Source organism: Salmonella enterica subsp. arizonae, assembly GCF_008692845.1.
Lineage (GTDB): Bacteria > Pseudomonadota > Gammaproteobacteria > Enterobacterales > Enterobacteriaceae > Salmonella > Salmonella arizonae.
The window spans coordinates 145,995-168,036 of record NZ_VXJW01000006.1 but is presented as its reverse complement, the minus strand read 5'-3'; the positions used below and the strand labels follow the sequence as shown (position 1 = coordinate 168,036).

Annotated in this window: 19 protein-coding genes, 1 tRNA gene and 2 pseudogenes; 11 read left to right on the top strand and 11 right to left on the bottom strand. The window is 52.4% G+C overall.

What is annotated here, in order from left to right; genetic code table 11:
• Positions 1–227 precede the first annotated feature (227 nt).
• The 3 genes from bcsE to bcsG are packed head-to-tail and all read left to right on the top strand — an operon-like array spanning position 228 to position 3,663.
• Positions 228–1,799 (top strand): cellulose biosynthesis c-di-GMP-binding protein BcsE, encoded by a 1,572-nt coding sequence (gene bcsE / locus F4V61_RS13275; protein WP_080152408.1) that lies wholly within the window; start codon positions 228–230, stop codon positions 1,797–1,799.
• Positions 1,796–1,987, top strand: coding sequence for a cellulose biosynthesis protein BcsF (bcsF, locus tag F4V61_RS13270; RefSeq protein WP_000988321.1), 192 nt, complete (start codon positions 1,796–1,798; stop codon positions 1,985–1,987). The genes bcsE and bcsF overlap by 4 nt, the downstream gene beginning before the upstream one ends.
• Positions 1,984–3,663: a cellulose biosynthesis protein BcsG gene (gene bcsG, locus F4V61_RS13265; RefSeq protein ID WP_080160963.1), complete on the top strand. Its 1,680-nt coding sequence runs from the start codon at positions 1,984–1,986 to the stop codon at positions 3,661–3,663. Before bcsF ends, bcsG begins: the two co-directional genes overlap by 4 nt.
• An 81-nt stretch (positions 3,664–3,744) precedes the next feature.
• On the opposite strand, the gene F4V61_RS13260 is transcribed toward bcsG, so the two are convergent.
• Complete coding sequence (locus F4V61_RS13260) at positions 3,745–3,852, bottom strand: type I toxin-antitoxin system toxin Ldr family protein (protein WP_000176739.1); 108 nt, start codon at positions 3,850–3,852, stop codon at positions 3,745–3,747.
• A gap of 372 nt (positions 3,853–4,224) precedes the next feature.
• On the opposite strand from F4V61_RS13260, the pseudogene F4V61_RS22420 reads away from it, so the two are divergent.
• A pseudogene (locus tag F4V61_RS22420) lies at positions 4,225–4,377 on the top strand (PLP-dependent transferase); the annotation flags it as partial.
• A 117-nt stretch (positions 4,378–4,494) separates the two neighbouring features.
• Positions 4,495–5,793 carry an aromatic amino acid transport family protein gene (locus F4V61_RS13250; RefSeq protein WP_079798643.1) on the top strand — a complete coding sequence of 433 codons (1,299 nt, stop codon included), beginning with the start codon at positions 4,495–4,497 and terminating at the stop codon, positions 5,791–5,793.
• A 42-nt stretch (positions 5,794–5,835) separates the two neighbouring features.
• Here the strand turns inward: F4V61_RS13250 and dppF are convergent, their stop codons facing one another.
• From dppF to F4V61_RS13210, 8 genes are all read right to left on the bottom strand, one after another.
• Entirely contained in the window at positions 5,836–6,849 is a 1,014-nt protein-coding gene (gene dppF / locus F4V61_RS13245; protein WP_000103569.1) for a dipeptide ABC transporter ATP-binding subunit DppF, read from the bottom strand.
• Positions 6,846–7,829, bottom strand: a complete 984-nt coding sequence (gene dppD / locus F4V61_RS13240; RefSeq protein ID WP_001196447.1) for a dipeptide ABC transporter ATP-binding protein — start codon at positions 7,827–7,829, stop codon at positions 6,846–6,848. Before dppD ends, dppF begins: the two co-directional genes overlap by 4 nt.
• Positions 7,830–7,839: 10 nt before the next feature.
• On the bottom strand, positions 7,840–8,742 hold the full coding sequence (gene dppC, locus F4V61_RS13235) for a dipeptide ABC transporter permease DppC (RefSeq protein WP_000084686.1): 903 nt from the start codon (positions 8,740–8,742) through the stop codon (positions 7,840–7,842).
• 9 nt (positions 8,743–8,751) lie between these two features.
• Complete coding sequence (gene dppB / locus F4V61_RS13230; RefSeq protein WP_000938838.1) at positions 8,752–9,771, bottom strand: dipeptide ABC transporter permease DppB; 1,020 nt, start codon at positions 9,769–9,771, stop codon at positions 8,752–8,754.
• A gap of 157 nt (positions 9,772–9,928) precedes the next feature.
• On the bottom strand, positions 9,929–11,536 hold the full coding sequence (gene dppA, locus F4V61_RS13225) for a dipeptide ABC transporter periplasmic-binding protein DppA (RefSeq protein ID WP_058819689.1): 1,608 nt from the start codon (positions 11,534–11,536) through the stop codon (positions 9,929–9,931).
• Between the two features lie 701 nt (positions 11,537–12,237).
• Positions 12,238–12,314: transfer RNA gene (locus F4V61_RS13220), tRNA-Pro, on the bottom strand.
• A 91-nt stretch (positions 12,315–12,405) separates the two neighbouring features.
• Positions 12,406–14,097, bottom strand: coding sequence for a kdo(2)-lipid A phosphoethanolamine 7''-transferase (gene eptB / locus F4V61_RS13215; protein WP_012210828.1), 1,692 nt, complete (start codon positions 14,095–14,097; stop codon positions 12,406–12,408).
• Between the two features lie 230 nt (positions 14,098–14,327).
• The gene (locus tag F4V61_RS13210) at positions 14,328–15,032 is read right to left on the bottom strand and encodes an autotransporter outer membrane beta-barrel domain-containing protein (RefSeq protein ID WP_038397421.1); all 705 of its coding nucleotides are present in this window, start codon (positions 15,030–15,032) and stop codon (positions 14,328–14,330) included.
• Between the two features lie 156 nt (positions 15,033–15,188).
• On the opposite strand from F4V61_RS13210, the gene tag reads away from it, so the two are divergent.
• Both tag and F4V61_RS13200 read left to right on the top strand, forming a co-directional pair.
• Complete coding sequence (gene tag, locus F4V61_RS13205; RefSeq protein ID WP_038397420.1) at positions 15,189–15,770, top strand: DNA-3-methyladenine glycosylase I; 582 nt, start codon at positions 15,189–15,191, stop codon at positions 15,768–15,770.
• Positions 15,748–16,188 (top strand): N-acetyltransferase, encoded by a 441-nt coding sequence (locus F4V61_RS13200; protein WP_000619906.1) that lies wholly within the window; start codon positions 15,748–15,750, stop codon positions 16,186–16,188. The genes tag and F4V61_RS13200 overlap by 23 nt, the downstream gene beginning before the upstream one ends.
• On the opposite strand, the gene F4V61_RS13195 is transcribed toward F4V61_RS13200, so the two are convergent.
• Positions 16,157–18,490 carry a molybdopterin guanine dinucleotide-containing S/N-oxide reductase gene (locus F4V61_RS13195; RefSeq protein ID WP_079832549.1) on the bottom strand — a complete coding sequence of 778 codons (2,334 nt, stop codon included), beginning with the start codon at positions 18,488–18,490 and terminating at the stop codon, positions 16,157–16,159. The two genes, F4V61_RS13200 and F4V61_RS13195, sit on opposite strands and share 32 nt — an antisense overlap.
• Positions 18,491–18,642: 152 nt before the next feature.
• On the opposite strand from F4V61_RS13195, the gene F4V61_RS13190 reads away from it, so the two are divergent.
• Together F4V61_RS13190 and F4V61_RS13185 are read left to right on the top strand one after the other, a co-directional pair.
• Entirely contained in the window at positions 18,643–19,305 is a 663-nt protein-coding gene (locus F4V61_RS13190) for an OmpA family lipoprotein (protein ID WP_080160962.1), read from the top strand.
• 152 nt (positions 19,306–19,457) lie between these two features.
• A pseudogene (locus F4V61_RS13185) lies at positions 19,458–19,921 on the top strand (NAD(P)-dependent oxidoreductase); the annotation flags it as partial.
• A gap of 49 nt (positions 19,922–19,970) precedes the next feature.
• Here the strand turns inward: F4V61_RS13185 and F4V61_RS13180 are convergent.
• On the bottom strand, positions 19,971–20,681 hold the full coding sequence (locus F4V61_RS13180; protein WP_000190526.1) for a DUF3053 domain-containing protein: 711 nt from the start codon (positions 20,679–20,681) through the stop codon (positions 19,971–19,973).
• 437 nt (positions 20,682–21,118) lie between these two features.
• Between F4V61_RS13180 and F4V61_RS13175 the strand changes: the two genes are divergently transcribed.
• Both F4V61_RS13175 and cspE read left to right on the top strand, forming a co-directional pair.
• Positions 21,119–21,409 (top strand): HTH-type transcriptional regulator, encoded by a 291-nt coding sequence (locus tag F4V61_RS13175; protein ID WP_000455790.1) that lies wholly within the window; start codon positions 21,119–21,121, stop codon positions 21,407–21,409.
• A gap of 289 nt (positions 21,410–21,698) precedes the next feature.
• On the top strand, positions 21,699–21,911 hold the full coding sequence (cspE, locus tag F4V61_RS13170) for a transcription antiterminator/RNA stability regulator CspE (protein WP_000014593.1): 213 nt from the start codon (positions 21,699–21,701) through the stop codon (positions 21,909–21,911).
• Positions 21,912–22,042: the final 131 nt, after the last annotated feature.

Sequence of the window (22,042 nt, the reverse complement as noted above, 5' to 3'; positions counted from 1 at the left end):
AAATATTTCTAACTGGCAGCGTTACGCCCCGTCGTCAATACGGGAGAACGCTAATTTTTCGCCTTTCCGTGACATCATTTATAATGTGTAAAAATGCAAAGCGCAGAGTTACAGGGCATCCTGCCGGACAAATTGATTCACATGCTAAATCTGATGCGTTTTAATTTCAATGTTAGGTTTATTTCTGTGCTTTCGCTAGTAAACTGATAAATAGTTAAAATAATGACATGAGGGACACTGTGGACCCTGTATTTTCTCTCGGCATCTCATCATTATGGGATGAACTGCGCCATATGCCAATCGGCGGTGTCTGGTGGATTAACGTCGATCGCCAGCAAGATGCCATCAGCCTGGTGAATCAAACGATTGCGTCACAAACAGAGAATGCAAACGTTGCCGTCATCGGCATGGCAGGTAATCCTGGCAAAGTCATTAAATTAGATGAATCTCACGGGCCGGATAAAATCCGCTTATTTACCATGCCGGTCTCAGAAAAAGGGCTATACTCTTTGCCTCACGATTTACTTTGTTCTGTAAACCCGACGCATTACTTCTTCATTCTTATTTGTGCAAATAATACGTGGCAAAATATTACGTCAGAAAGCCTGCATAAATGGCTGGAAAAAATGAATAAATGGACTCGCTTTCATCACTGTTCATTGTTAGTTATTAACCCTTGTAATAATAGTGATAAACAGTCCTCGTTGCTGATGGGCGAGTATCGTTCACTTTTCGGCCTCGCCAGTTTACGTTTTCAGGGTGACCAACATTTGTTCGACATTGCCTTCTGGTGTAACGAAAAAGGCGTCAGCGCCCGACAGCAGTTATTGCTCTGTCAGCAGAACGAACGCTGGACGCTATCCCATCAGGAGGAGACGGCAATTCAGCCGCGTAGCGACGAAAAACGCATTCTCAGCCACGTCGCCGTCCTTGAAGGCGCGCCGCCGCTCTCGGAACACTGGGCGCTTTTCGACAATAACGAAGCGCTATTCAACAACGCGCGTATGGCGCAGGCCGCGACGATTATTTTTTCGCTGACGCAGAATAACCAAATCGAACCGCTTGCTCGTCGCATCCATACTTTGCGGCGCCAGCGGGGAAGCGCGCTGAAAATTGTCGTGCGTGAAAATATCGCCAGTTTGCGCGCCACCGATGAGCGCCTGCTGCTGGGTTGCGGCGCCAACATGATCATTCCCTGGAACGCCCCGCTTTCACGCTGTCTGACGCTTATTGAAAGCGTGCAGGGGCAGCAGTTCAGCCGTTACGTACCGGAAGACATCACCACGCTACTGTCGATGACGCAGCCGTTGAAACTGCGCGGTTTTCAGCCGTGGGATACCTTCTGCGATGCCGTTCATACGATGATGAGCAACACTCTGCTCCCCGCCGATGGGAAAGGCGTTCTGGTCGCGCTGCGTCCGGTGCCGGGCATTCGGGTTGAGCAGGCGTTGACATTATGTCGGCCAAACCGAACCGGCGATATTATGACCATCGGCGGCAACCGTCTGGTGCTGTTTTTATCATTCTGCCGGGTGAACGATCTGGATACCGCGTTAAACCATATTTTCCCTTTGCCCACAGGCGATATTTTCTCTAATCGTATGGTCTGGTTCGAAGATAAGCAAATCAGCGCGGAGCTGGTGCAAATGCGCTTATTGTCGCCGGAACTGTGGGGAACGCCGCTACCGCTGGCGAAACGCGCCGACCCGGTCATAAATGCCGAACACGATGGTCGCATCTGGCGTCGTATTCCTGAACCCCTGCGCTTGCTCGACGACACCGCGGAGCGTGTATCATGATGACCATCAGCGATATCGTGCAAATTATCCTTTTTTGCGCGCTGATTTTCTTTCCGCTGGGGTATCTGGCGCGTCATTCGCTACGCCGTATCAGTGACACTACCCGGCTGTTATTTGCCAAACCTCGCTATGTAAAACCAGCCGGAACTCTGCGCCGCGCTACGAAAGTCAAGGCAGACAAAAAATGACTCAACATACTCAAACTCCCTCAATGCCTTCTCCGCTCTGGCAATACTGGCGCGGTCTTTCCGGCTGGAACTTCTATTTTCTGGTGAAATTTGGCCTGCTGTGGGCAGGCTACCTGAATTTTCATCCTTTACTGAATCTGGTATTCATGGCGTTCCTGCTGATGCCAATACCAAAATATCGCCTCCATCGGCTACGCCACTGGATTGCTGTTCCGGTCGGCTTCGCGCTGTTCTGGCACGATACCTGGCTGCCCGGCCCGCAAAGCATTATAAGCCAAGGTACGCAGGTGGCGGAGTTCAGCTCCGGTTATATGCTCGATCTGATTACCCGTTTTATTAACTGGCAAATGATCGGCGCCGTCTTCGCACTACTGGTCGCCTGGCTATTTTTGTCACAGTGGGTTCGGGTCACAGTGTTTGTGGTCGTCATCATGGTATGGCTGAACGTCCTGACATTAACCGGCCCGGTTTTTACGCTGTGGCCGGCAGGCCAACCAACCGATACAGTGACGACGACCGGCGGTAATGCGGCCGCTACCGTCGCGACAGCAGGCGATAAGCCGGTCATTGGCGATATGCCTGCGCAAACCGCGCCGCCGACGACCGCGAATCTGAACGCCTGGTTGAACACCTTCTATACCGCGGAAGCAAAGCGGAAAACGACGTTCCCTGCGCAGCTTCCGCCTGACGCACAGCCGTTCGACCTATTGGTAATCAATATTTGTTCGCTTTCCTGGTCGGATGTCGAAGCGGCAGGCCTGATGTCACATCCGCTATGGTCGCATTTTGACATTTTGTTTAAACACTTTAATTCCGGTACGTCTTACAGCGGCCCGGCGGCCATTCGTCTGCTGCGCGCCAGTTGTGGTCAACCATCGCATACCCGGCTTTATCAGCCAGCCGATAACGAGTGTTATCTGTTCGATAATCTGGCGAAACTGGGCTTTACTCAGCATCTGATGATGGATCATAACGGCGAATTTGGCGGCTTCCTGAAAGAAGTTCGCGAAAACGGCGGTATGCAGAGCGAGCTGATGAACCAGTCCGGCCTGCCGACCGCCCTGCTGTCATTCGACGGCTCGCCGGTCTATGACGATCTGGCGGTACTGAACCGCTGGTTGTCAGGGGAAGAGCGTGAAGCCAACTCCCGTTCCGCGACCTTCTTTAACCTGCTGCCGTTACACGACGGCAACCACTTCCCCGGCGTCAGCAAAACGGCGGATTATAAAATCCGCGCGCAGAAACTGTTCGATGAACTGGACGCCTTCTTTACCGAGCTGGAGAAATCCGGGCGTAAGGTGATGGTAGTGGTCGTACCGGAGCACGGCGGCGCGCTGAAGGGCGACAGAATGCAGATCTCAGGCCTGCGCGATATTCCCAGCCCCTCCATCACCAACGTCCCGGCGGGCGTGAAATTTTTTGGCATGAAAGCCCCGCATGAGGGCGCGCCGATTGATATTAACCAGCCGAGCAGCTACCTGGCGATTTCCGAACTGGTCGTACGCGCCGTGGATGGTAAGCTCTTTACCGAAGACAGTGTGAACTGGAACAAGCTGACCAGCAATCTGCCGCAAACCGCGCCGATTTCAGAAAACGCCAATGCGGTGGTGATTCAGTACCAGGGTAAGCCCTACGTTCGTCTGAATGGCGGCGACTGGGTGCCTTACCCGCAGTAAACCGAAAAAGGCCGCAAGGTTTCCCCTGCGGCCTGGTTCGGGCGCATGTTGCCATTACGGCGGACAGACGCTCAAAACGCGCTACTTCCTGTCACGTAGCCAGTTGACGATCAAACTGGCGATAATGCCAGCAATGATCGGCGCCGCCAGATCGTGCCAGAAGGCCACGCCCAACTGCGTAAGCGTCATATAGCCGCCTTGTTGCAATGGCAACCGTTCGCGGCTATCCTTAAAGTGTTTGGGTTCAAGTTAGCCCCCGTCAGGTTGCCAGGTTTATACCAGTCAACGTGCGGGGGTTTTCTCTATCCAGCAACCTATGCCGCCGGGGATCAAGCCCCCGCAACATTGCGCCTCACCGGGTACACCCAGCTTGCTGCTGATATTACGGTAAAACACCCGCCCCGGCACGGCGCTAACCTGCAATCTGCGTGACGCTTCGCAGACGACTACTTTTATTTGCCAGAATACATTCAGCATTTCTGAGGCTGGCAGTCAGCCGCTCAATTCTGTAAATTATGCCTCCTCGCGGCCAGTCCCGGTGATACCGAAACCCTCGTTCAGCATCCTGCGTCTATGACATATTCGCCTGTTGCGCCAGAGGAATGGCTAAAAGCAGGTATTACCGACGAACTTATCCGTCTTTCAGCGGGACCTGAAGATCCCGACGATATTATTCATGACCTTGAACGCGCCAGCAGAAAAGCAGCATTCTGACGATTGCGCGGCGAACCGCTGTCACCGGTTTGCCGCATCGGGTATCAAGGCACTATAGCCTGGTTATAGGCAGCATTCTTTATGAGAGAGCTACGTATATTTTGGGCAGGGGGCTCTATGCAGGACGACACATTACAATTAAATAACAGTAAAGCAACGACCACACCGCTTTCAACGAGATTACCGTTTACAAAATATGATTTTGGCTGGGTACTCTTATGTATCGGTATGGCGATCGGCGCCGGTACCGTCTTAATGCCAGTGCAAATCGGTCTCAAGGGGATCTGGGTTTTTATTACCGCTTTTATCATCGCCTATCCCGCTACCTATATTGTGCAGGATATTTATCTAAAAACGTTGTCTGAAAGCGAAACCTGTGACGATTATACCGACATTATCAGCCACTATCTTGGCAAAAACTGGGGCGTTTTTCTCGGCGTAATCTACTTTCTTATGATTATTCATGGGGTGTTTATTTACTCCCTGTCGGTTGTTTTCGACAGCGCCTCCTATATAAAAACCTTCGGCCTTACTGAGGCTGATCTTTCGCAGTCTATTATCTATAAAGTTGCGATTTTCGCCGTGCTGGTCGCGATTGCCTCCGGTGGGGAAAAACTATTATTTAAAATTTCCGGCCCGATGGTGGTGGTGAAAGTCGGGATCATTCTGGTATTCGGTTTTGCGATGATCCCGCACTGGAACTTTAGCAATATTTCCGCCTTTCCCGCCGCATCGGTTTTCTTTCGCGACGTACTACTCACTATCCCATTCTGCTTCTTTTCTGCGGTCTTTATTCAGGTGCTAAACCCAATGAACATCGCCTATCGTAAGCGCGAGCCTGACCGTGTGCAGGCCACCCGGATGGCGATTCGCACGCACCGCATTAGTTATATTACGCTGATTGCCATTATTCTCTTTTTCTCGTTTTCATTTACTTTCTCCATTAGCCATGAAGAAGCGGTGTCAGCATTTGAGCAGAATATTTCCGCCCTGGCGCTGGCAGCTCAGGTAATTCCTGGCCAGATAATCCACATTACCTCTACTATCCTCAATATTTTTGCCGTACTTACCGCATTCTTTGGTATTTATTTAGGTTTTCACGAAGCGCTTAAAGGTATTGTCCTGAATGTATTGAGTCGCGTTATGGATATCAAAAACGTCAACCCACGGTTACTGACCTCAGGAATCTGCGTCTTTATCGTTATCACTCTGGTTATTTGGGTTTCGTTTCGCGTCTCGGTACTGGTCTTTTTCCAGTTGGGCAGCCCGCTTTATGGTATTGTCGCGTGTATCATTCCCTTTTTTCTCATTTATAAAGTCACGCAACTGGAAAAATTACGCGGTCTGAAAACCTGGCTTATTTTGTTATATGGAATATTGTTGTGTTTGTCGCCGTTATTAAAATTGATTGAATAGCGACGGAAAGAAGACCGGAATGGTTCCGGTCTTCTTCGGGAATTACAGTGCCGGCTTCTGCGAATTTTCGTCCTGATCGACGGCAAAGCAGGCCACCAACTGGCCGCCGTACTCTTTGAGCTGCGGCTGCAACTGCGTACAGGGCCCGAAGCGGCGGCGGCAGCGGGCGTTGAAGGCGCAGCCCGGCGGCGGATTCAGTGGACTCGGCAGCTCGCCCGTCAGCTTGATACGCTCACGGCGATCGTCCGGATTCAGCCGCGGCGTAGCAGAGAGCAACGCCTGGGTATACGGATGACGTGGATTATTAAAAATCTGCTCTTTGGTCCCTTTCTCCACGCAGCGGCCTAAGTACATTACCATCACTTCATCGGCGATGTGTTCCACCACCGACAGGTCGTGCGAGATAAAGACATAAGACAGCCCCATATCCTGTTGCAAATCCATCATCAGGTTCAGCACCTGCGCGCGCACCGACACGTCGAGCGCGGAGACCGGTTCATCGGCAATCACTACGTCCGGATCAAGCATCAGACCGCGGGCGATAGCGATACGCTGGCGCTGACCACCGGAAAACATATGCGGATAACGGTCGTAGTGCTCGGTTTTCAGCCCCACCTTCGCCATCATCGCCAGCGCTTTTTCACGACGCTGCGCTTTACTCAGGCTGGTATTGATCAGCAACGGCTCTTCCAGAATTTGCCCCACTTTCTTACGCGGGTTTAGGGAACCGTAGGGGTTCTGAAACACAATCTGGATTTTCTGCCGACGCAGCTTCTGCGCATGCGGATCGTGTTTGAGCAGATCCTGCCCCTGATAGTACAGCTCGCCGCCGGTTGGCGTTTCAATCATCGTCAGCAGACGGCCCAGCGTGGATTTTCCACAACCGGACTCCCCCACTACGGCCAGCGTTTTACCGCGTTCGAGGGTAAACGACACGCCATCCAGCGCTTTCACCAGTCGTTCCGGAGAAAAAATCCCCTTCTTTACCGGGTAGTGTTTTTTCAGGTCGATAGCCCGCAACAGCGGCTGTTGCAAGGTGGCCTCATGCGTACTCATAGTGTGGGCCTCCCGGCATCATCGAGTGGGTAGTGACATTTTGACTGACGTCCATCGTCCAGTTGGTTGAGAGCAGGTTCTTCCGCACGACATCTGTCCGTGGCGTAAGGACAGCGCGGGTTAAGCAGACAGCCCGTCGGGCGGTCATATTTCCCCGGCACCACGCCCGGCAGCGAAGCCAGACGCGCTTTATCTTGCGCAAATTCCGGCAACGCGCGTAGCAGTGCCTGCGTGTAGGGATGTCTCGGCGCACGAAAAATATCCTGCGCATCGCCGGTTTCGACCACCTGACCGGCGTACATGACGATAATTTTGTGCGCCGCTTCCGCCACCAGCGCCAGGTCATGGGTAATGAGCACCAGCGCCATGTTCTCTTTTTGCTGCAACTCCAGCAGCAGTTCAATGATTTGCGCCTGAATGGTCACATCCAGCGCCGTGGTCGGTTCATCGGCAATCAACAGCTTTGGTCGACAGGCTATTGCCATCGCAATCATCACGCGCTGACTCATGCCGCCGGAAAGCTGGTGCGGATAGACATCCAGACGCGAAGCCGGATCGGGAATGCCCACTTGGTTCAGCAGGTCAATCGCTCGCTGACGACGGGTTTTCTTGTTCCCGCCCTGGTGTACCTTGATGGCTTCCATAATCTGAAAGCCAACGGTATAGCAAGGATTGAGGCTGGTCATCGGGTCCTGGAAAATCATCGCCACTTCAGCGCCCACCAGGTTGCGACGTTCCTTCTCGGAAATGCGCGTCAGATCCTGTCCGTTAAAGAGCAGGTTTTCCGCCATCACGCGGCCTGGGTAATCGATAAGCCCCATAATCGCCAGCGAGCTGACGGATTTGCCGGAACCGGACTCGCCGACAATGCCGACCACTTCGCCCTGCTTCACGCTGTAGCTGATGCGGTCGACGGCTTTGAACGGTGTCCCTTCGTCGCCGAAATGCACCGATAATTGATCTATATTTAATAACGCCATCTCGAACCTCTTACTGCTTCAGTTTGGGATCGAGCGCGTCACGCAGACCGTCACCCATCAGGTTAAATGCCAGCACCGTCAGCAGAATCGCCAACCCCGGGAAGGTCACGACCCACCAGGCGCTTTGCGCGAACTGCAACACGTCAGAGAGCATGGTCCCCCACTCCGGCGTTGGCGGCTGCGCGCCCATGCCAAGAAAGCCGAGGGCGGCCATATCGAGAATGGCGTTAGAGAAACCCAGCGACGCCTGAACGATCAGCGGCGCAAGGCAATTCGGGAAAATATTGATGAACATCTGACGCATTGCGCCTGCACCTGCCACGCGAGAGGCGGTGACATAATCGCGGTTCACCTCTACCAGAACCGCCGCACGGGTTAAGCGGACATAGTGCGGCAGCGCTACAAATGTCAACGCCAACGCAGCGTTGCCGATGGAGGGGCCGAAGATCGCCACCAACACCAGCGCCAGCAGCAGACTCGGCAGGGCCAGCATGATATCGACAACACGCATGATAATGTTATCGACAAGACCGCCGAAATAGCCCGCGACTAGTCCGAGGACAATTCCCATCACCAGCGACAGAACGACCACCAGACAGCCGACCAGCATTGAAAGACGCGCGCCATACATCAGGCGCGAGAGTACATCGCGGCCGACATCATCCGTTCCCAGAATATGCGCCCAACTGCCGCCTTCCTGCCAGACCGGCGGCACCAGTAGCGCATCGCGGAACTGCTCCGCCGGGTTATGCGGCGCAATAAAGTTGGCAAACACCGCAATCAGAATCATGATGATGACATATGCCAGTCCAACGACCGCGCCTTTATTGCGTTTGAAATAGTGCCAAAACTCCCGCAATGGCGTCATGGGTGCCGGTGCGGCAATAACATTATTTTCAGTAACCTGTGACATGATGGCCCCTTACTTCTTATGCCGGATACGCGGGTTCACCACGCCGTACAGCAGGTCTACCAGCAGGTTGACGAGAATAATCATCGTCGCTACCAGTAACACGCCGCCCTGAACTACCGGATAATCGCGGCGCTGCAGCGCATCGATCAGCCAGCGCCCCAGACCGGGCCATGAAAAGATGGTTTCTGTCAGAATCGCGCCTGCCAATAACGTTCCCACCTGCAAACCAATCACGGTGACAACCGGCAGCATCGCGTTACGCAGAGCATGGATGATAATGACCCGCATCCTTGTCAGACCTTTGGCGCGCGCGGTACGGATGTAATCCTCCCCCAACACTTCCAGCATTGAGGAACGGGTCATACGCACAATCACGGCCAGCGGGATCGTGCCGAGCACTATCGCAGGCAGGATCATATGCGCCAGCGCATCAATAAAGTTACCCTCTTCGCCCCAGATAGCGGTGTCGATCAGCATAAAGCCAGTCAACGGATTGGTGTCATCAAGAAACACCATATCGCTCACACGCCCGGAAACCGGCGTCAGGTTCCAGTGGACGGAGACCAGCATGATCAGCATCATGCCCCACCAGAAGATAGGCATAGAGTAGCCGGTCAACGCCAGGCCAACGGCAGTATGGTCGAAAATGGAGCCGCGTTTGACGGCAGCCAGCACGCCAACCGGAATCCCCACCGCAGTGGCGAAAATCATGGCGCAGACGCCAAGTTCCAGCGTCGCTTTAAAGCGAGGTACAAACTCGTCCCACACGGGGATTCGGCTTTTCAAGGAAATACCTAAATCGCCATGCATAACCCCCCAGATATAATGGAGATATTGCTGCCACATCGGTTTATCAAGACCGAGTTCAGCCAGCAGTTGAGCATGACGCTCAGGGGAGATGCCTCGCTCACCCGCCATGATCATCACCGGATCGCCGGGGATCATATGGACAAAGGCAAAGGTGAGAAGGGTAATACCGATAAACGTCGGGATGACGAGTCCCAAACGTCGGAGAATGAACTGCAACATAACCCGGATTCTCTCTCATGACGCACGGACTGGAACCGTGAGTCTGTATTGCTCACAAATCTTATCCCACTCAAAAACAGCCGAGGAGCGAAGCATAGTTGCCGGATGGCGCTACGCTTATCCGGTCGACAAAGGCCGGGGCGTAGCGCTATTTTAATTATTCGACAGAGACGTTTTCGAAGTGGTGCTTGCCTAGCGGATCAACCACATAGCCTTTGACTTCTTTACGCACTGGCTCATAAACCGTGGAGTGAGCGATGATCAGCGCTGGCGCCTGGTCATGCATCACAACCTGGGCCTGTTTATAGAGTTCAACACGCTTGTTGTGGTCATCGGTCGCACGCGCTGGCTGAATCAGATCTTCAAACGGCTTGTAGCACCATTTTGAATAGTTAGAGCTTTGCTGCGCGGCATCGCAACTGAACAGAGTGGCGAAGAAGTTATCTGGATCGCCGTTATCACCGGTCCAGCCCATCATCACCGTCTGGTGCTCGCCATCTTTAGCACGCTTGAGGTATTCGCCCCATTCATAGGTGACGATTTTGGCCTGAACGCCAATTTTCGCCCAGTCCGCCTGGATCATTTCCGCCATACGGCGCGCGTTCGGGTTATAGGGTCGCTGTACCGGCATCGCCCACAGATCCAGGGTGAAGCCTTTTTCCAGACCGGCTTCTTTCAGCAGCGCCTTCGCTTTTTCCGGATCATAGCCGTATTCTTTAATATCGTCGTTATAGCCCCACATCGTCGGCGGGATCAGGTTTTTCGCGGCAACGCCCGCACCCTGATACACGGCTTTGATGATCGCCTCTTTATTCACTGCATAGGTCAACGCCTGGCGAACTTTGACGTCATCCAGCGGTTTTTTCTGTACGTTATAGGAGAGATAGCCAACGTTCAGACCCGCCTGCTCCATCAGATTGATGTTTTTATCCTGCTTCATACGGGCGATATCAGCCGGGTTCGGATACGGCATCACCTGACACTCATTTTTTTGCAGTTTAGCGTAACGCACGGAAGCGTCAGGCGTAATGGAGAAAACCAGGCGGTCAATTTTCGGCTTCGTGCCCCAGTAGCCGTCAAAGGCTTTGTAGAGAATGCGGGAGTCTTTCTGATATTGCACCAGTTGGAACGGGCCAGTGCCGACTGGGTTCAGATCCACTTTTTCCGGCGTACCGGCTTTCAGCATGTTGTCGGCATACTCTCTGGAAAGAATGGAGGCGAAGTCCATGGCTAAATCAGCAACGAACGGCGCTTCCGGACGCGTCAGTACAAATTGTACGGTGTGATCGTCTACCTTCTTCACTTCGCTAATCAGATCCGGCAGGCCCATGCCTTCAAAGTATTCATAGCTGCCGCCAGACACTTTATGGTACGGGTTCTGCTCGTTTTTCTGTCGGTCGAAAGAGAACACGACATCATCGGCGTTAAGCTCGCGCGTGGGTTTGAAATCCTTGCTGGATTGCCATTTCACCCCTTTACGCAGGTGGAACGTATAGGTTTTACCGTCTTCGCTGATATCCCACTTCTCAGCAAGCCCAGGGACCACTTCCGTGGTGCCGATTTTGAATTCCACCAGGCGGTTGTAAATTGGCACCGAGCTGGCGTCATAAGTGGTGCCGGAAGTAAACAGTTGCGGGTTGAATCCTTCGGGTGATCCTTCTGAACAATAAACCAGAGTTTTAGCCTGTACGCTTGCTGCAACGGTCATGGCTATCAGGCTCAAACCAAGCTTCAGCATCCCTGACTTCTTCAAGGAAATACTCATTCTTCTGCTCCAATTGTGATGTATATTGTTTTGCCCTTTGCAGTGGCTTTTACCGCCCGGCCTTTTTTGTTTTTTACCTGGTCAGGTCAGTAGTGAGAGGTGAGGATTCCGTTCGCATAAACGACTGAGTTGCAGTGCGGATTCTCCATAAAATGCCCCTCATTCCCTACAATCTGTCAACAGAATGTCAAAACGTCAATACAGGTAACCAGCTTTTACAACAACGGTGAGAATTAACAAACAAAGATTAAAAAAAGTTCAGAAGGGTATTTTCAGCAGGGAAATTTGTGCTACGCCGGAGTCGTCAGAATAATTACCTTAATATTTAGAAACATTTAGTGTTTAACTTTTATGTCGTAAACGCAAAAATTTTTAAAATATGGCGTATATATGAGTGATTAATACCATGTACGTTAAAGCGTACAGCGAAAAATGCCAGGTACGGCAGCCAGTAACGCAAAAAGTGACTTACGCAAACGGCGGCGAAAGCAATGGAATATATCAGCAATTAGCAAGTAGACACCAGGAAGTGGGGGCGAATTTTTTATCAGTCCATTCAACTCGTTCCGCCCGTAGGCCGGATAAGGTGCTTGCGCCGCCATCCGACGATGTCAGGTTTGGTACAGTAAGTTGCCTAATGACGCTTCGCTTATCACGACTACAACGAAAAAACCCTGCTCACTGAGCAGGGTTTCTAAATTTGGTCGGTGATAGAGGATTCGAACCTCCGACCCCTTCGTCCCGAACGAAGTGCGCTACCAGGCTGCGCCAATCACCGAATTGCGGGCGCATCTTACTGCTCAGGCGCACGCCCGTCAATCCCTTAGTCGCAAAATACGATTTAATCGGCGAGAAAGTCGGCAGACGGCTTACTCCGCGACGACTTTCTGCGCATCGGGAATATGGCACCAGTTGTTGTTCTGGTTAATGCCGCCATTCGGCGATGTATACCCCAGGCAACCCATTATCGTGTCGTACAGCTCCACATGACGCCGAGGCACTTTGATCTCCGCCTGTTGTTTCAGGTGAGCGAACATCTGCGCATGCTGCGGATTGGCAAGATATTTATCCGACATCCATACCAACATCGGAACGCGGAACTGCTCCGGCGGCGCCATGTTGCGCGGCGTACCGTGCAAATGTTCACGTTCGTTAATCGACTCTCCGTGATCGGCTGCGTAAAACACAATCGCTTTTTTATCACGTAGCTTTTCGAACACGCTGGTAATAAAGTGATCAACATAGGTCACGGAGTTATCGTAAGAGTTGATCATCTGCGCTTTCGTGCAGCCGCTATCGACTCCTATACACTCAGGCTTCCACTGAGCGTAGCTGCGCGGATAACGTTGCGTATAGTTAAAATGCGACCCCTTGGTATGCAGAATAATCAGATGCTTACCATCCGGATTCCGGGCAAGTGAGTTCTGCATCTCATCAATCAACAGCATGTCATCAACCGTTTTACCACGGTTACGCGGCTCCGCGCCGATCTGCTCGCGGTAGGAGATATTATCCGCCATGGTATTGCTATAGAACCACATCTCGCTCTGCATGGCGTACAGATCGGAAGTGAACCCAAGCTGTTTGAGTACGGCAAAAACATTCTGCTCTTTTAGCGTACGCTGCGGGTTATTATCAGCCCCGCCTTCCCGTACAAACATACAGCGTAAAGAAAGTTTCGTCGCGGTATCGCAGGAATACCCCCGGAACGCCGCCAGATTTTTTTCCTGCGCTAGCTTCGGCGTGGTGTTGCGCTCGTAGCCGAAAATTCCCATGTGATCCCAGCGGGTGGTTTCACCGATAATGAAAACAACATAGGTGTCATCATTATCCTTTGGCGCAACATAGGTAAATTTCTTTGCCGGGTTTATTAATGAATTATTGTCCGATGACTCATCCACCTGTGCCCAGGCATACAGTCCTAGCGCAGATAACCAGTTTGAGGGCAGATAGGAGTTCGCCACCACGCCGCCATAGCTGGGTAAATCGATTCCTGTCGCCCGTTCAACCTTTTTCTGCTGGACGTCCAGCAAGCGGATAGGCGCCCACACCATCACGCCAGCCAGTACCACCGCAGCGGCGCTGCGAAAACGCTGCCCCGGCGTGCGTAACTGTCGCAACAACGTATAGCGACAGCGGTTACTCCAGATAAAAATCAGCGGAAGCACGCTCACGGAAATCAGCCACAATACGAAGTGCAGACCCACCACCTCTTTCGAGAGATCGATGTCGGTGGTCATAACAGACGCAATAATGCCGTAGCCAATCACCACATTTAGGAAAGTCATGTAATAACTGGCGCCAGCGGAAAACAGCACCACCAGCGTGGCCAGCACGCGCCAGACGCGTCGGCCAAATAGCGAAAGAAGACGGAGTAAGAAGAAAGTCACCAGCACCGTGGCGCCAAGTTCGACAACCGCGGAGATTCCCTTCCAAAGGGTAAATTCTTGCGCATAGCTGCCGAAACGGCGGTAAAACACGGCGCAGTTCATAAACAGGCCGATATAGAGCGCAAGCAAGAAACTAAGTTTCTGCTGCGTCATTGATTTAATGTATCTCATGCAAACAAACCCTGGGAATCGGGATAAAAACGACCTGTACAACGATTCTTTAATCAAACAGGTAAATATGCGGCTAATGCAGATGTGAGAAAGTCTACCAGCGCGGCTAAGTAGACCACAGGAAGCGCAAAAAGTGTCTATAGAGAATGTGATTGACCTAGATATTTTTGTAAATATATAGACAGGGTATTAGCCGAACTTCTAATAAACCCAGACGGCGGTTTATCTCGTTAAAAGCGGGCGCTCACCCCCAGGGTATATAAATAATCGCTATCCGTAGCGCTATTTTCCGCCTGGGAAAACGCCGCATACGCCGCCAGGTGCGGGTTCAGCAGCACGTCCGTGCCTACGGTGACATCCAGCCAGTTTCCCTCCTGATTTACTGCGGTCATACGGCTCAATCCAGACTGCGCTTTCCAGATATTTTCCCCAAACTGCTGGTTATAGCTGATTTGCGCCCAGGGACGGATATCGCCGAACTGCGAGTTTACCCGCCATCCTATCGTACTGACGCTGGCATGCCATAACGGATCGGTGAATGCTAATGTCGTCGCGCTATCGCCATATTCGTTATACATTGATGAAGTCGAACCGTCGTAATGCAGCGCCGCTACCGGCCCGGTGGTCACACGCCTGGAAAGCGGAAAGTTCCAGCCCATACTGATACCGCTGGTCGCATCAAGCGGGGTTTCATCCGCCAGGCTAAGTACCGGACCAACCGTATTCTGCGTAGACTGAATGCGTTCGGCCAGAATGTCGTTGTAATTCGGTTGGTGATCGCTGTCCCAGGTATAGCGTTCCGTCGTATGCCCCGGAGCCGCTTCAGCGATATATTCTTGTTGCCAGGCATACGCAGTATTGATAAAAAACGAACAGGCCACAAGGCCCGCCAGACGACGCAATGTCCGGCAACCACGGCGTTTTTTTACAATCATCAACGCGACTCCAGAGTAGAGCCGAATTCGGCGATATTATTGTCATTGAATGAAGGATGTCGGGCATTAGCCCTGTATTAACTATTGTCCTTTTAGCGGGTCCGTCAAGACGGGTTGAAGAAAATTTTCGCGGTAACCACAATAACGAGGAAATCTATGCAGCGTTGCGGCTGGGTCAGCCAAGAGCCCCTTTATATAGCCTATCATGACAACGAGTGGGGCGTACCGGAAACTGATGGCAGAAAATTGTTTGAAATGATCTGTCTTGAAGGTCAACAGGCCGGTTTATCCTGGATCACCGTGCTTAAAAAACGGGAGAACTACCGCGCCTGTTTTCATCAATTTGACCCGGTACGCATCGCAACTATGCAGGAGCAGGATATTGAACGCCTGCTGCAGAATACGGGGATTATACGACATCTCGGGAAAATTCAGGCTATTGTCAGCAACGCCCGCGCCTGGCTTGCGATGGAGCAAAACGGCGAACCTTTCGCCGATTTTGTCTGGTCATTCGTTGATGGCCAGCCGCAGATCACACAGGCAGCCAGTCTGGATGAGATTCCCACCTCAACACCCGCGTCCGATGCGCTTGCTAAGGCATTGAAAAAGCGAGGTTTCAAGTTTGTCGGTACGACTATCTGCTACTCCTTTATGCAGGCGTGCGGACTGGTCAACGACCATATTACCGGCTGTTTTTGCCATCCGGGAGAAAAACATGATTCGCAAATCCCAGAGTGAGGACATGGCGTCTATTCTGGCGCTGTGGATGAAAAGTACCATTTATGCCCATCCCTTTATCGAAGAACGTTACTGGCATGAGAGCGAAGCGATTGTGCGCGATGTCTATTTACCCGCCGCGCAAACCTGGGTATGGGAGGAAAGTGGGCAACTGAAAGGCTTCGTTAGCGTGCTGGAAGCCTGTTTTGTCGGGGCGCTGTTTGTCTCCCCCGACGCGTTAAGACACGGCATTGGTAAAGCGCTTCTGGAATATGTACAGCAACGTTTTCCTCTGTTGAGCCTTGAGGTTTACCAGAAAAATCAATCAGCCGTAAACTTCTACCATGCGCTCGGTTTTCGCATTGAAGATAGCGCCTGGCAGGAGGATACCTCCCATCCCACCTGGATTATGAGTTGGCAGGCGGATCAAATGCCGTAAGCGGTAGCGCCGGGCCGGTATATTTCTCGAACCACACCAGCGCGGTGTTGCCCGCACAACCGTTACCCAGCCGTGAGCTGGCAAGATCTTTTGTCAGGATGTTTACCGCGCCGTTTTTACATATACCGCCTGCGGTAGGTTCAGGATCCGGCCATGCGCCTTCGTGAATACAGACGACGCCGGGGCGAATCCCTTCGGTAACGACCGCGCCCGCCAGAATCTGCCCGCGATGATTCCAGACGCGTACCGTATCGCCGTCGATGATTCCACGCGCTGTCGCATCCTGCGGATGAATCGTCATTGGTTCACGTCCGGCTACCGCATACCGCTCCCGTAACGAACTGTAGTTAAGCTGGCTATGCAGGCGATGCGCCGGATGCGCGGAAAGTAGCTGAACCTGTCCCGCGTCGGCGTTCCCGTGCCACTCATCCGGCACAAGCCACATTGGATGGCCGGGGCAATCTGCGTAACCATAACTGGCAATGCGCGCAGAATAGATTTCGATTTTGCCGCTGGCCGTTTTTAGCGGATGATTATCAGGATCGCGGCGAAAATCCGCGAAGCGCACAAACTGCGCGTTGGCGGGATTTTCCGGCATCTCCAGTAAACGGTTAGCCTGCCAGAATGCGCTAAACGGTGGTAACGTCACCCCCTGACTGGCGCCACGCTGGGCGGCAATATTGTAGAAAGTTTCCAGCCACGCCAGCTCGCTTTTTCCCTCTGTAAACCGTGCGTAACCGCCAGATTCCCATCGTTCGCTCAGTTCAGCAAACACATCGAAATCATTTCGCGCTTCATACTGCGGCAGCACAACCTGCTTCATCGGCGCCAAATGCTGATGACTATAGTCGCCGGTCATGGTCAGATCGTTACGCTCATAGCTGGTGGTCGCGGGCAGAACAATATCCGCGTGTTTTGCGGCGGCCGTCCAGAAACATTCAGAGATGACAACCAGATCCGGCTTTTGCCACGCGCGAATCAGACGGTTGGTATCCTGATGATGGGTAAAGTTCGCGCCGCCCGCCCACCAGATAAAACGAATATCCGGGAAGCGACGATCCATACCATTGTGCTGGTAAAACCCACCGGGGTTTTCCAGCGCCTCGACGATACGCGCCACCGGTATTTTATCTACCGCATCAACGCCGCCTGTGATGCTCTCCTGCATCGATGCTAACACAGCGGCACGACGCGTCGGATTGCCGCCGTTGGCAAAGTGATAAGAAAAACCAAACCCGCCGCCTGGCGCGCCAATTTGCCCCAACATCGCGGCAAGCGTGACGATCATCCAGTGCTTTTGCTCGCCGAATTGCTGGCGCTGCATTCCCCAACCGGCCATCAGCATGGTGGTATTATGGTGAAATATTTCCGCCAGTTCACGAATTTTCCCTGCAGAAACGCCACAAATTTCCGCCGCCCATTCCGCTGTTTTAGCCGTACCGTCGGTCACGCCCAACAGATAGTCGGCGAAGACGTCATAACCCGTCGTGCAGCGGGCAAGGAACGCCTCATCCTGCCAGCTATTTTCCACCAGCGTATGGGCGATCCCCAACATTAACGCCACATCGGTGCCCATATGCGGGGCGATCCACTCCATCTTATCGCCAAAAAAGTCGACGCTTTCCGATCGCATCGGATCGATGCAGATCAGACGCTTACCGCTTTTTCGCAGCGCCGCAAAATACTCAAGTCCCTGTTCATCCGAGGCGTTCCAGGCAATTTTCAGAGTATTAAGCGGATTCGCGCTCCAGAGCACCACGACGTCGCTGTGTTCCAGCACCACCGGCCAACTGGTCTGTTGCTGGTAAACTTCGTTGCCGCCCACGACATAAGGCATGATAGCCTGTGCCGCGCCGGTGGAATAATCGCCAAGATGGCCGGTATACCCTCCCGCCAACGCCATGTAACGCTGCAATAGCGTGGCCGCTTTATGCAATACGCCATTTGAGCGCCAACCGTAGGAACCGGCGAAGATGGACGAAGGTCCATAATTTTCGCGAATACGTTTGTGCTGAGCGTGGATCAGATCCAGCGCGTCATCCCAACTTACGCGAACAAACTCATCCTGCCCGCGTACGCCTTGCGGCTTATCGGGAGAAGCCAGAAACCCTTTACGTACCATCGGGAAGCGAACCCGCGTTTTACTATACACCTGCTCATGCACAACGGTTTGCAGGGAGTTTTGGTGTGTCGTCGGGAGTTCGCCATATGAGGCAAAAATGCGTTCTCCGTCGGTTTCAACGCGGACTGGCCCCCAGTGTGCAGCGGTCAATACCGAATGGCGCGATGGTGCGTGGGTCAAGGTTCGCTCCTGAATCATTGGGGTTATTTAATTTACCAGTCAATGTTACTTACAAATTTCAGAGTTTTCCCTGGAATTTTCTTCATGTGCAGACGTCATAATCAACCGCCACGGTCGCTGTGGTAACAATAAAAAAGTGATAAGGATTTAAGATGAAAAAACGTGTATTTGTGATTGCTGCCATCGTGAGCGGCGCCCTGGCAGTATCTGGCTGCACAACAAACCCTTACACCGGCGAACGCGAAGCAGGTAAATCCGGCATTGGCGCGGGTATCGGATCGCTGGTCGGCGCAGGTATCGGCGCGCTCTCCTCCTCTAAAAAAGATCGCGGTAAAGGCGCGCTGATTGGCGCAGCGGCGGGCGCAGCGCTGGGCGGCGGCGTCGGTTACTACATGGACGTACAGGAAGCGAAACTACGTGACAAAATGCGAGGCACAGGCGTAAGCGTGACGCGAAGCGGCGATAATATCATTCTGAATATGCCGAATAATGTCACCTTCGACAGCAGCAGCGCGACGCTGAAACCGGCAGGCACCAACACGTTGACCGGCGTGGCGATGGTACTAAAAGAGTATCCCAAGACCGCCGTCAATGTGGTGGGCTACACCGACAGTACCGGCAGCCACGATCTGAATATGCGCCTGTCGCAGCAGCGTGCCGACTCCGTGGCCAGCTCGCTGATCACGCAGGGCGTCGACGCCAGCCGCATCCGTACCAGCGGAATGGGCCCGGCGAACCCGATCGCCAGCAACAGTACGGCAGAAGGTAAGGCGCAAAACCGTCGCGTCGAAATTACCTTGAGTCCATTGCAATAAACCACTGTGCCGGGTAAAGCGATACTGCTTTACCCGGCACGCATGACTCCCTCGCCAGACCGGATAAACGTCGCCTTATTCGGTATTCATTCATCCTTCACCACGACACGGCTGCCGGCAGAGTGGAAATCGGCTGGTCGATCATTACTAAGCCTGTTCTTTACAACGCTCGCCGGCGGCATCAGGAGGCGGAAGACCGGTTTAACGCCCGCTACTGCGATCTGGATACGTTGTTGCAGGAGGCCGATTTTGTCTGCGTGGTCCTGCCGCTAACAACAGAAACGCGGCATCTGTTTGGCGCCAACCAGTTTGCCAGAATGAAATCGTCCGCCATTTTCATTAATGCCGGACGCGGCCCGGTAGTTGATGAAAACGCGCTGATTGCCGCGCTGAAAAACGGTGAAATATATGCGGCAGGCCTGGATGTCTTTGAATACGAACCGCTATCCGTGGATTCGCCGCTGCTGGGCATGTCTAACGTCGTCGCGGTGCCGCATATCGGCTCGGCAACACATGAGACGCGCTACAATATGATGGCCTGTGCGGTGGATAATTTGATTGATGCGCTGCAGGGAAAATAGAGAACAACTGCGTGAATCCGCAGGCGGCGGGTTAATACTACAGGCCCGATAAGCGCTGGCTTGCGCTTATCGGGCAGAGTGTCATTACTGGGTTGCGTTTACCGCCGCCGTCCAGGCCTGATTAAACGCCTGATGCTGCGAGGCCAACGGCCCAATCAGCGCGTTATATTGGCTGGCCTGCTGTGAGGTCGGAAACTGAATGCCGTTCGCGACAAAGCTCACCTGCTCGCCCTGTTGCGCAATAAAATCGCCTACTTGTACCAGTTGCTGCGTAAAGATCTGCGCCGCCGGGATCAGCGGTTGCAGAGCATCTGCCGGCACGGTGACCACTTTTTTGTAGACCTGATCGAACACAGGTTTCAGCTCATCGGTCTGTTTTAGCGCGCCATGCGCGGCATCAGCCTGCAATTTTGCGTTCTGCAACTGTTGCGCCAGTACGCCTAACGAACCATTTGCCTGCCGCAGCGGCTCACGTTGCGTCATATAATCCTGCGGAACGCGGATGGCGTTAACGCTATCGACCACCGGGCGCAGACCGGAATCCATCGCCTGGTTTACCTGCTGCGAGTAGCCGTACAGTATCGCGTAATCAGACACGAACGGACCAAACTGTTTTTTTTGATCGGCCGTCAGCGTTGGTAAACGCTCTCCGCTACGCATTGCTGTATTCTGCAGGAAATCGACAAACGCTTTGCGCTGATCGCCTTCTTTATCAAAACACCCGCTCAGGCTAAACACCATTAATAACGCCACAACAGGCGCAAACCAGCGAGAGCAGGACTTACCTGTCGCCATTGTTAATACTCCTTTCACCCAAAAATGCGCACAACGACACCTGCGTGCCCGACGGCTTACAAGGATAGTCCAGGTCAGGCTTGCAGGATACCCTTTCCACGCGATCTTATAGTGGAAAATTACGTTTATCTGCATCAGCGCTTAATTTGTTATTTTATTGTTAATTTTTGACTTGGCACTTCGATAAAAAGCGCGGCAAGAAAGCTTTCCAGCAAGTAATGAAATATTTTTTAATCTTTACAATTGTTTTGTGAAAGACGGATATATCTTGCTGGATCAAATTGTTAGCTCCCTAAAAGTCACGTCGCGCAAGTCATCGAAACGACTCGATAACGCTTCCTGACGACGCGTCTCCCCCCACCCGGAATTTTCCTGACTATTCTTAATAGGCTTCGATGCATTTCACGATCCCGCTGTGTGATTTACAGGAGTTCTCAATGGAATATAAAGATCCGATGTTTGAGCTGCTGAGCAGCCTGGAACAAATTGTTTTTAAAGATGAAACGCGAAAGATAACCCTGACGCAAAAACCCAATCCTTTTACCGAATTTGAACAGTTACGGAGAGGAACGGGGCTAAAAACAGATGAATTCGCCAGAGCTCTGGGCGTAACGGTTGCCATGGTTCAGGAATGGGAATCGAAACGCGAAAAACCCACGCCAGCAGAGCTCAAGTTGATGCGCCTGATACAGGCGAACCCACGATTAAGTAAGCAATTGATGGAGTAACTTTTACCACTTTCTGTTTTAACGGTCCTGCGTAGGGACCGTTTCCCCCACACAATTCTCGCCCCCGGAGAAATAAAGTAAAATAAAAGTTGCATCGCCCGGCATTACATGAGTTAATGTGTCCAACGGTTTGACGTACAGACCATTGAAGCAGTTTAGTAAGGCAAGTCCCCTTCAAGAGTTATCCATTAGATACCCCTCGTAGTGCGCATTTCCTTAACGCTTAAAAAATCTGTAAAGCACGCCATAACGCCGAAAGGCACACTTATTTTTTAAAAGGTAATACACTATGTCCGGTAAAATGACTGGTATCGTAAAATGGTTCAACGCTGATAAAGGCTTCGGCTTTATTACTCCTGATGATGGTTCTAAAGACGTGTTCGTACACTTCTCCGCAATTCAGAACGATGGTTACAAATCTCTGGATGAAGGTCAGAAAGTTTCCTTCACCATCGAAAGCGGCGCTAAAGGCCCGGCAGCTGGCAACGTAGCCAGCCTGTAAGCTTAAAAAGCTCAGAATTGAAGATCCCTGCCTGATGGCGGGGATTTTTTTATTCCAATTTCCCCCTCTCCCCCTGCATAACTTTGCATTACTTTACCCTGCGTCCCTTTGACCTTTCCCTTAGGGGAACC

Excerpts from the sequence above, each read along its gene's own strand:
- F4V61_RS13210 (WP_038397421.1), bottom strand. The coding sequence starts at position 15,032 with ATGATTGTAAAAAAACGCCGTGGTTGCCGGACATTGCGTCGTCTGGCG.
- dppC (WP_000084686.1), bottom strand. The coding sequence starts at position 8,742 with ATGTCACAGGTTACTGAAAATAATGTTATTGCCGCACCGGCACCCATG.
- bcsE (WP_080152408.1), top strand. The coding sequence starts at position 228 with ATGAGGGACACTGTGGACCCTGTATTTTCTCTCGGCATCTCATCATTA.
- bcsF (WP_000988321.1), top strand. The coding sequence starts at position 1,796 with ATGATGACCATCAGCGATATCGTGCAAATTATCCTTTTTTGCGCGCTG.
- dppD (WP_001196447.1), bottom strand. The coding sequence starts at position 7,829 with ATGGCGTTATTAAATATAGATCAATTATCGGTGCATTTCGGCGACGAA.
- F4V61_RS13180 (WP_000190526.1), bottom strand. The coding sequence starts at position 20,681 with ATGGCGACAGGTAAGTCCTGCTCTCGCTGGTTTGCGCCTGTTGTGGCG.
- F4V61_RS13200 (WP_000619906.1), top strand. The coding sequence starts at position 15,748 with ATGATTCGCAAATCCCAGAGTGAGGACATGGCGTCTATTCTGGCGCTG.
- F4V61_RS13260 (WP_000176739.1), bottom strand. The coding sequence starts at position 3,852 with ATGACGCTTACGCAGTTGGGCGTGGCCTTCTGGCACGATCTGGCGGCG.
- F4V61_RS13250 (WP_079798643.1), top strand. The coding sequence starts at position 4,495 with ATGCAGGACGACACATTACAATTAAATAACAGTAAAGCAACGACCACA.
- dppA (WP_058819689.1), bottom strand. The coding sequence starts at position 11,536 with ATGAGTATTTCCTTGAAGAAGTCAGGGATGCTGAAGCTTGGTTTGAGC.
- F4V61_RS13175 (WP_000455790.1), top strand. The coding sequence starts at position 21,119 with ATGGAATATAAAGATCCGATGTTTGAGCTGCTGAGCAGCCTGGAACAA.
- bcsG (WP_080160963.1), top strand. The coding sequence starts at position 1,984 with ATGACTCAACATACTCAAACTCCCTCAATGCCTTCTCCGCTCTGGCAA.
- dppB (WP_000938838.1), bottom strand. The coding sequence starts at position 9,771 with ATGTTGCAGTTCATTCTCCGACGTTTGGGACTCGTCATCCCGACGTTT.
- eptB (WP_012210828.1), bottom strand. The coding sequence starts at position 14,097 with ATGAGATACATTAAATCAATGACGCAGCAGAAACTTAGTTTCTTGCTT.
- tag (WP_038397420.1), top strand. The coding sequence starts at position 15,189 with ATGCAGCGTTGCGGCTGGGTCAGCCAAGAGCCCCTTTATATAGCCTAT.
- F4V61_RS13190 (WP_080160962.1), top strand. The coding sequence starts at position 18,643 with ATGAAAAAACGTGTATTTGTGATTGCTGCCATCGTGAGCGGCGCCCTG.
- dppF (WP_000103569.1), bottom strand. The coding sequence starts at position 6,849 with ATGAGTACGCATGAGGCCACCTTGCAACAGCCGCTGTTGCGGGCTATC.
- cspE (WP_000014593.1), top strand. The coding sequence starts at position 21,699 with ATGTCCGGTAAAATGACTGGTATCGTAAAATGGTTCAACGCTGATAAA.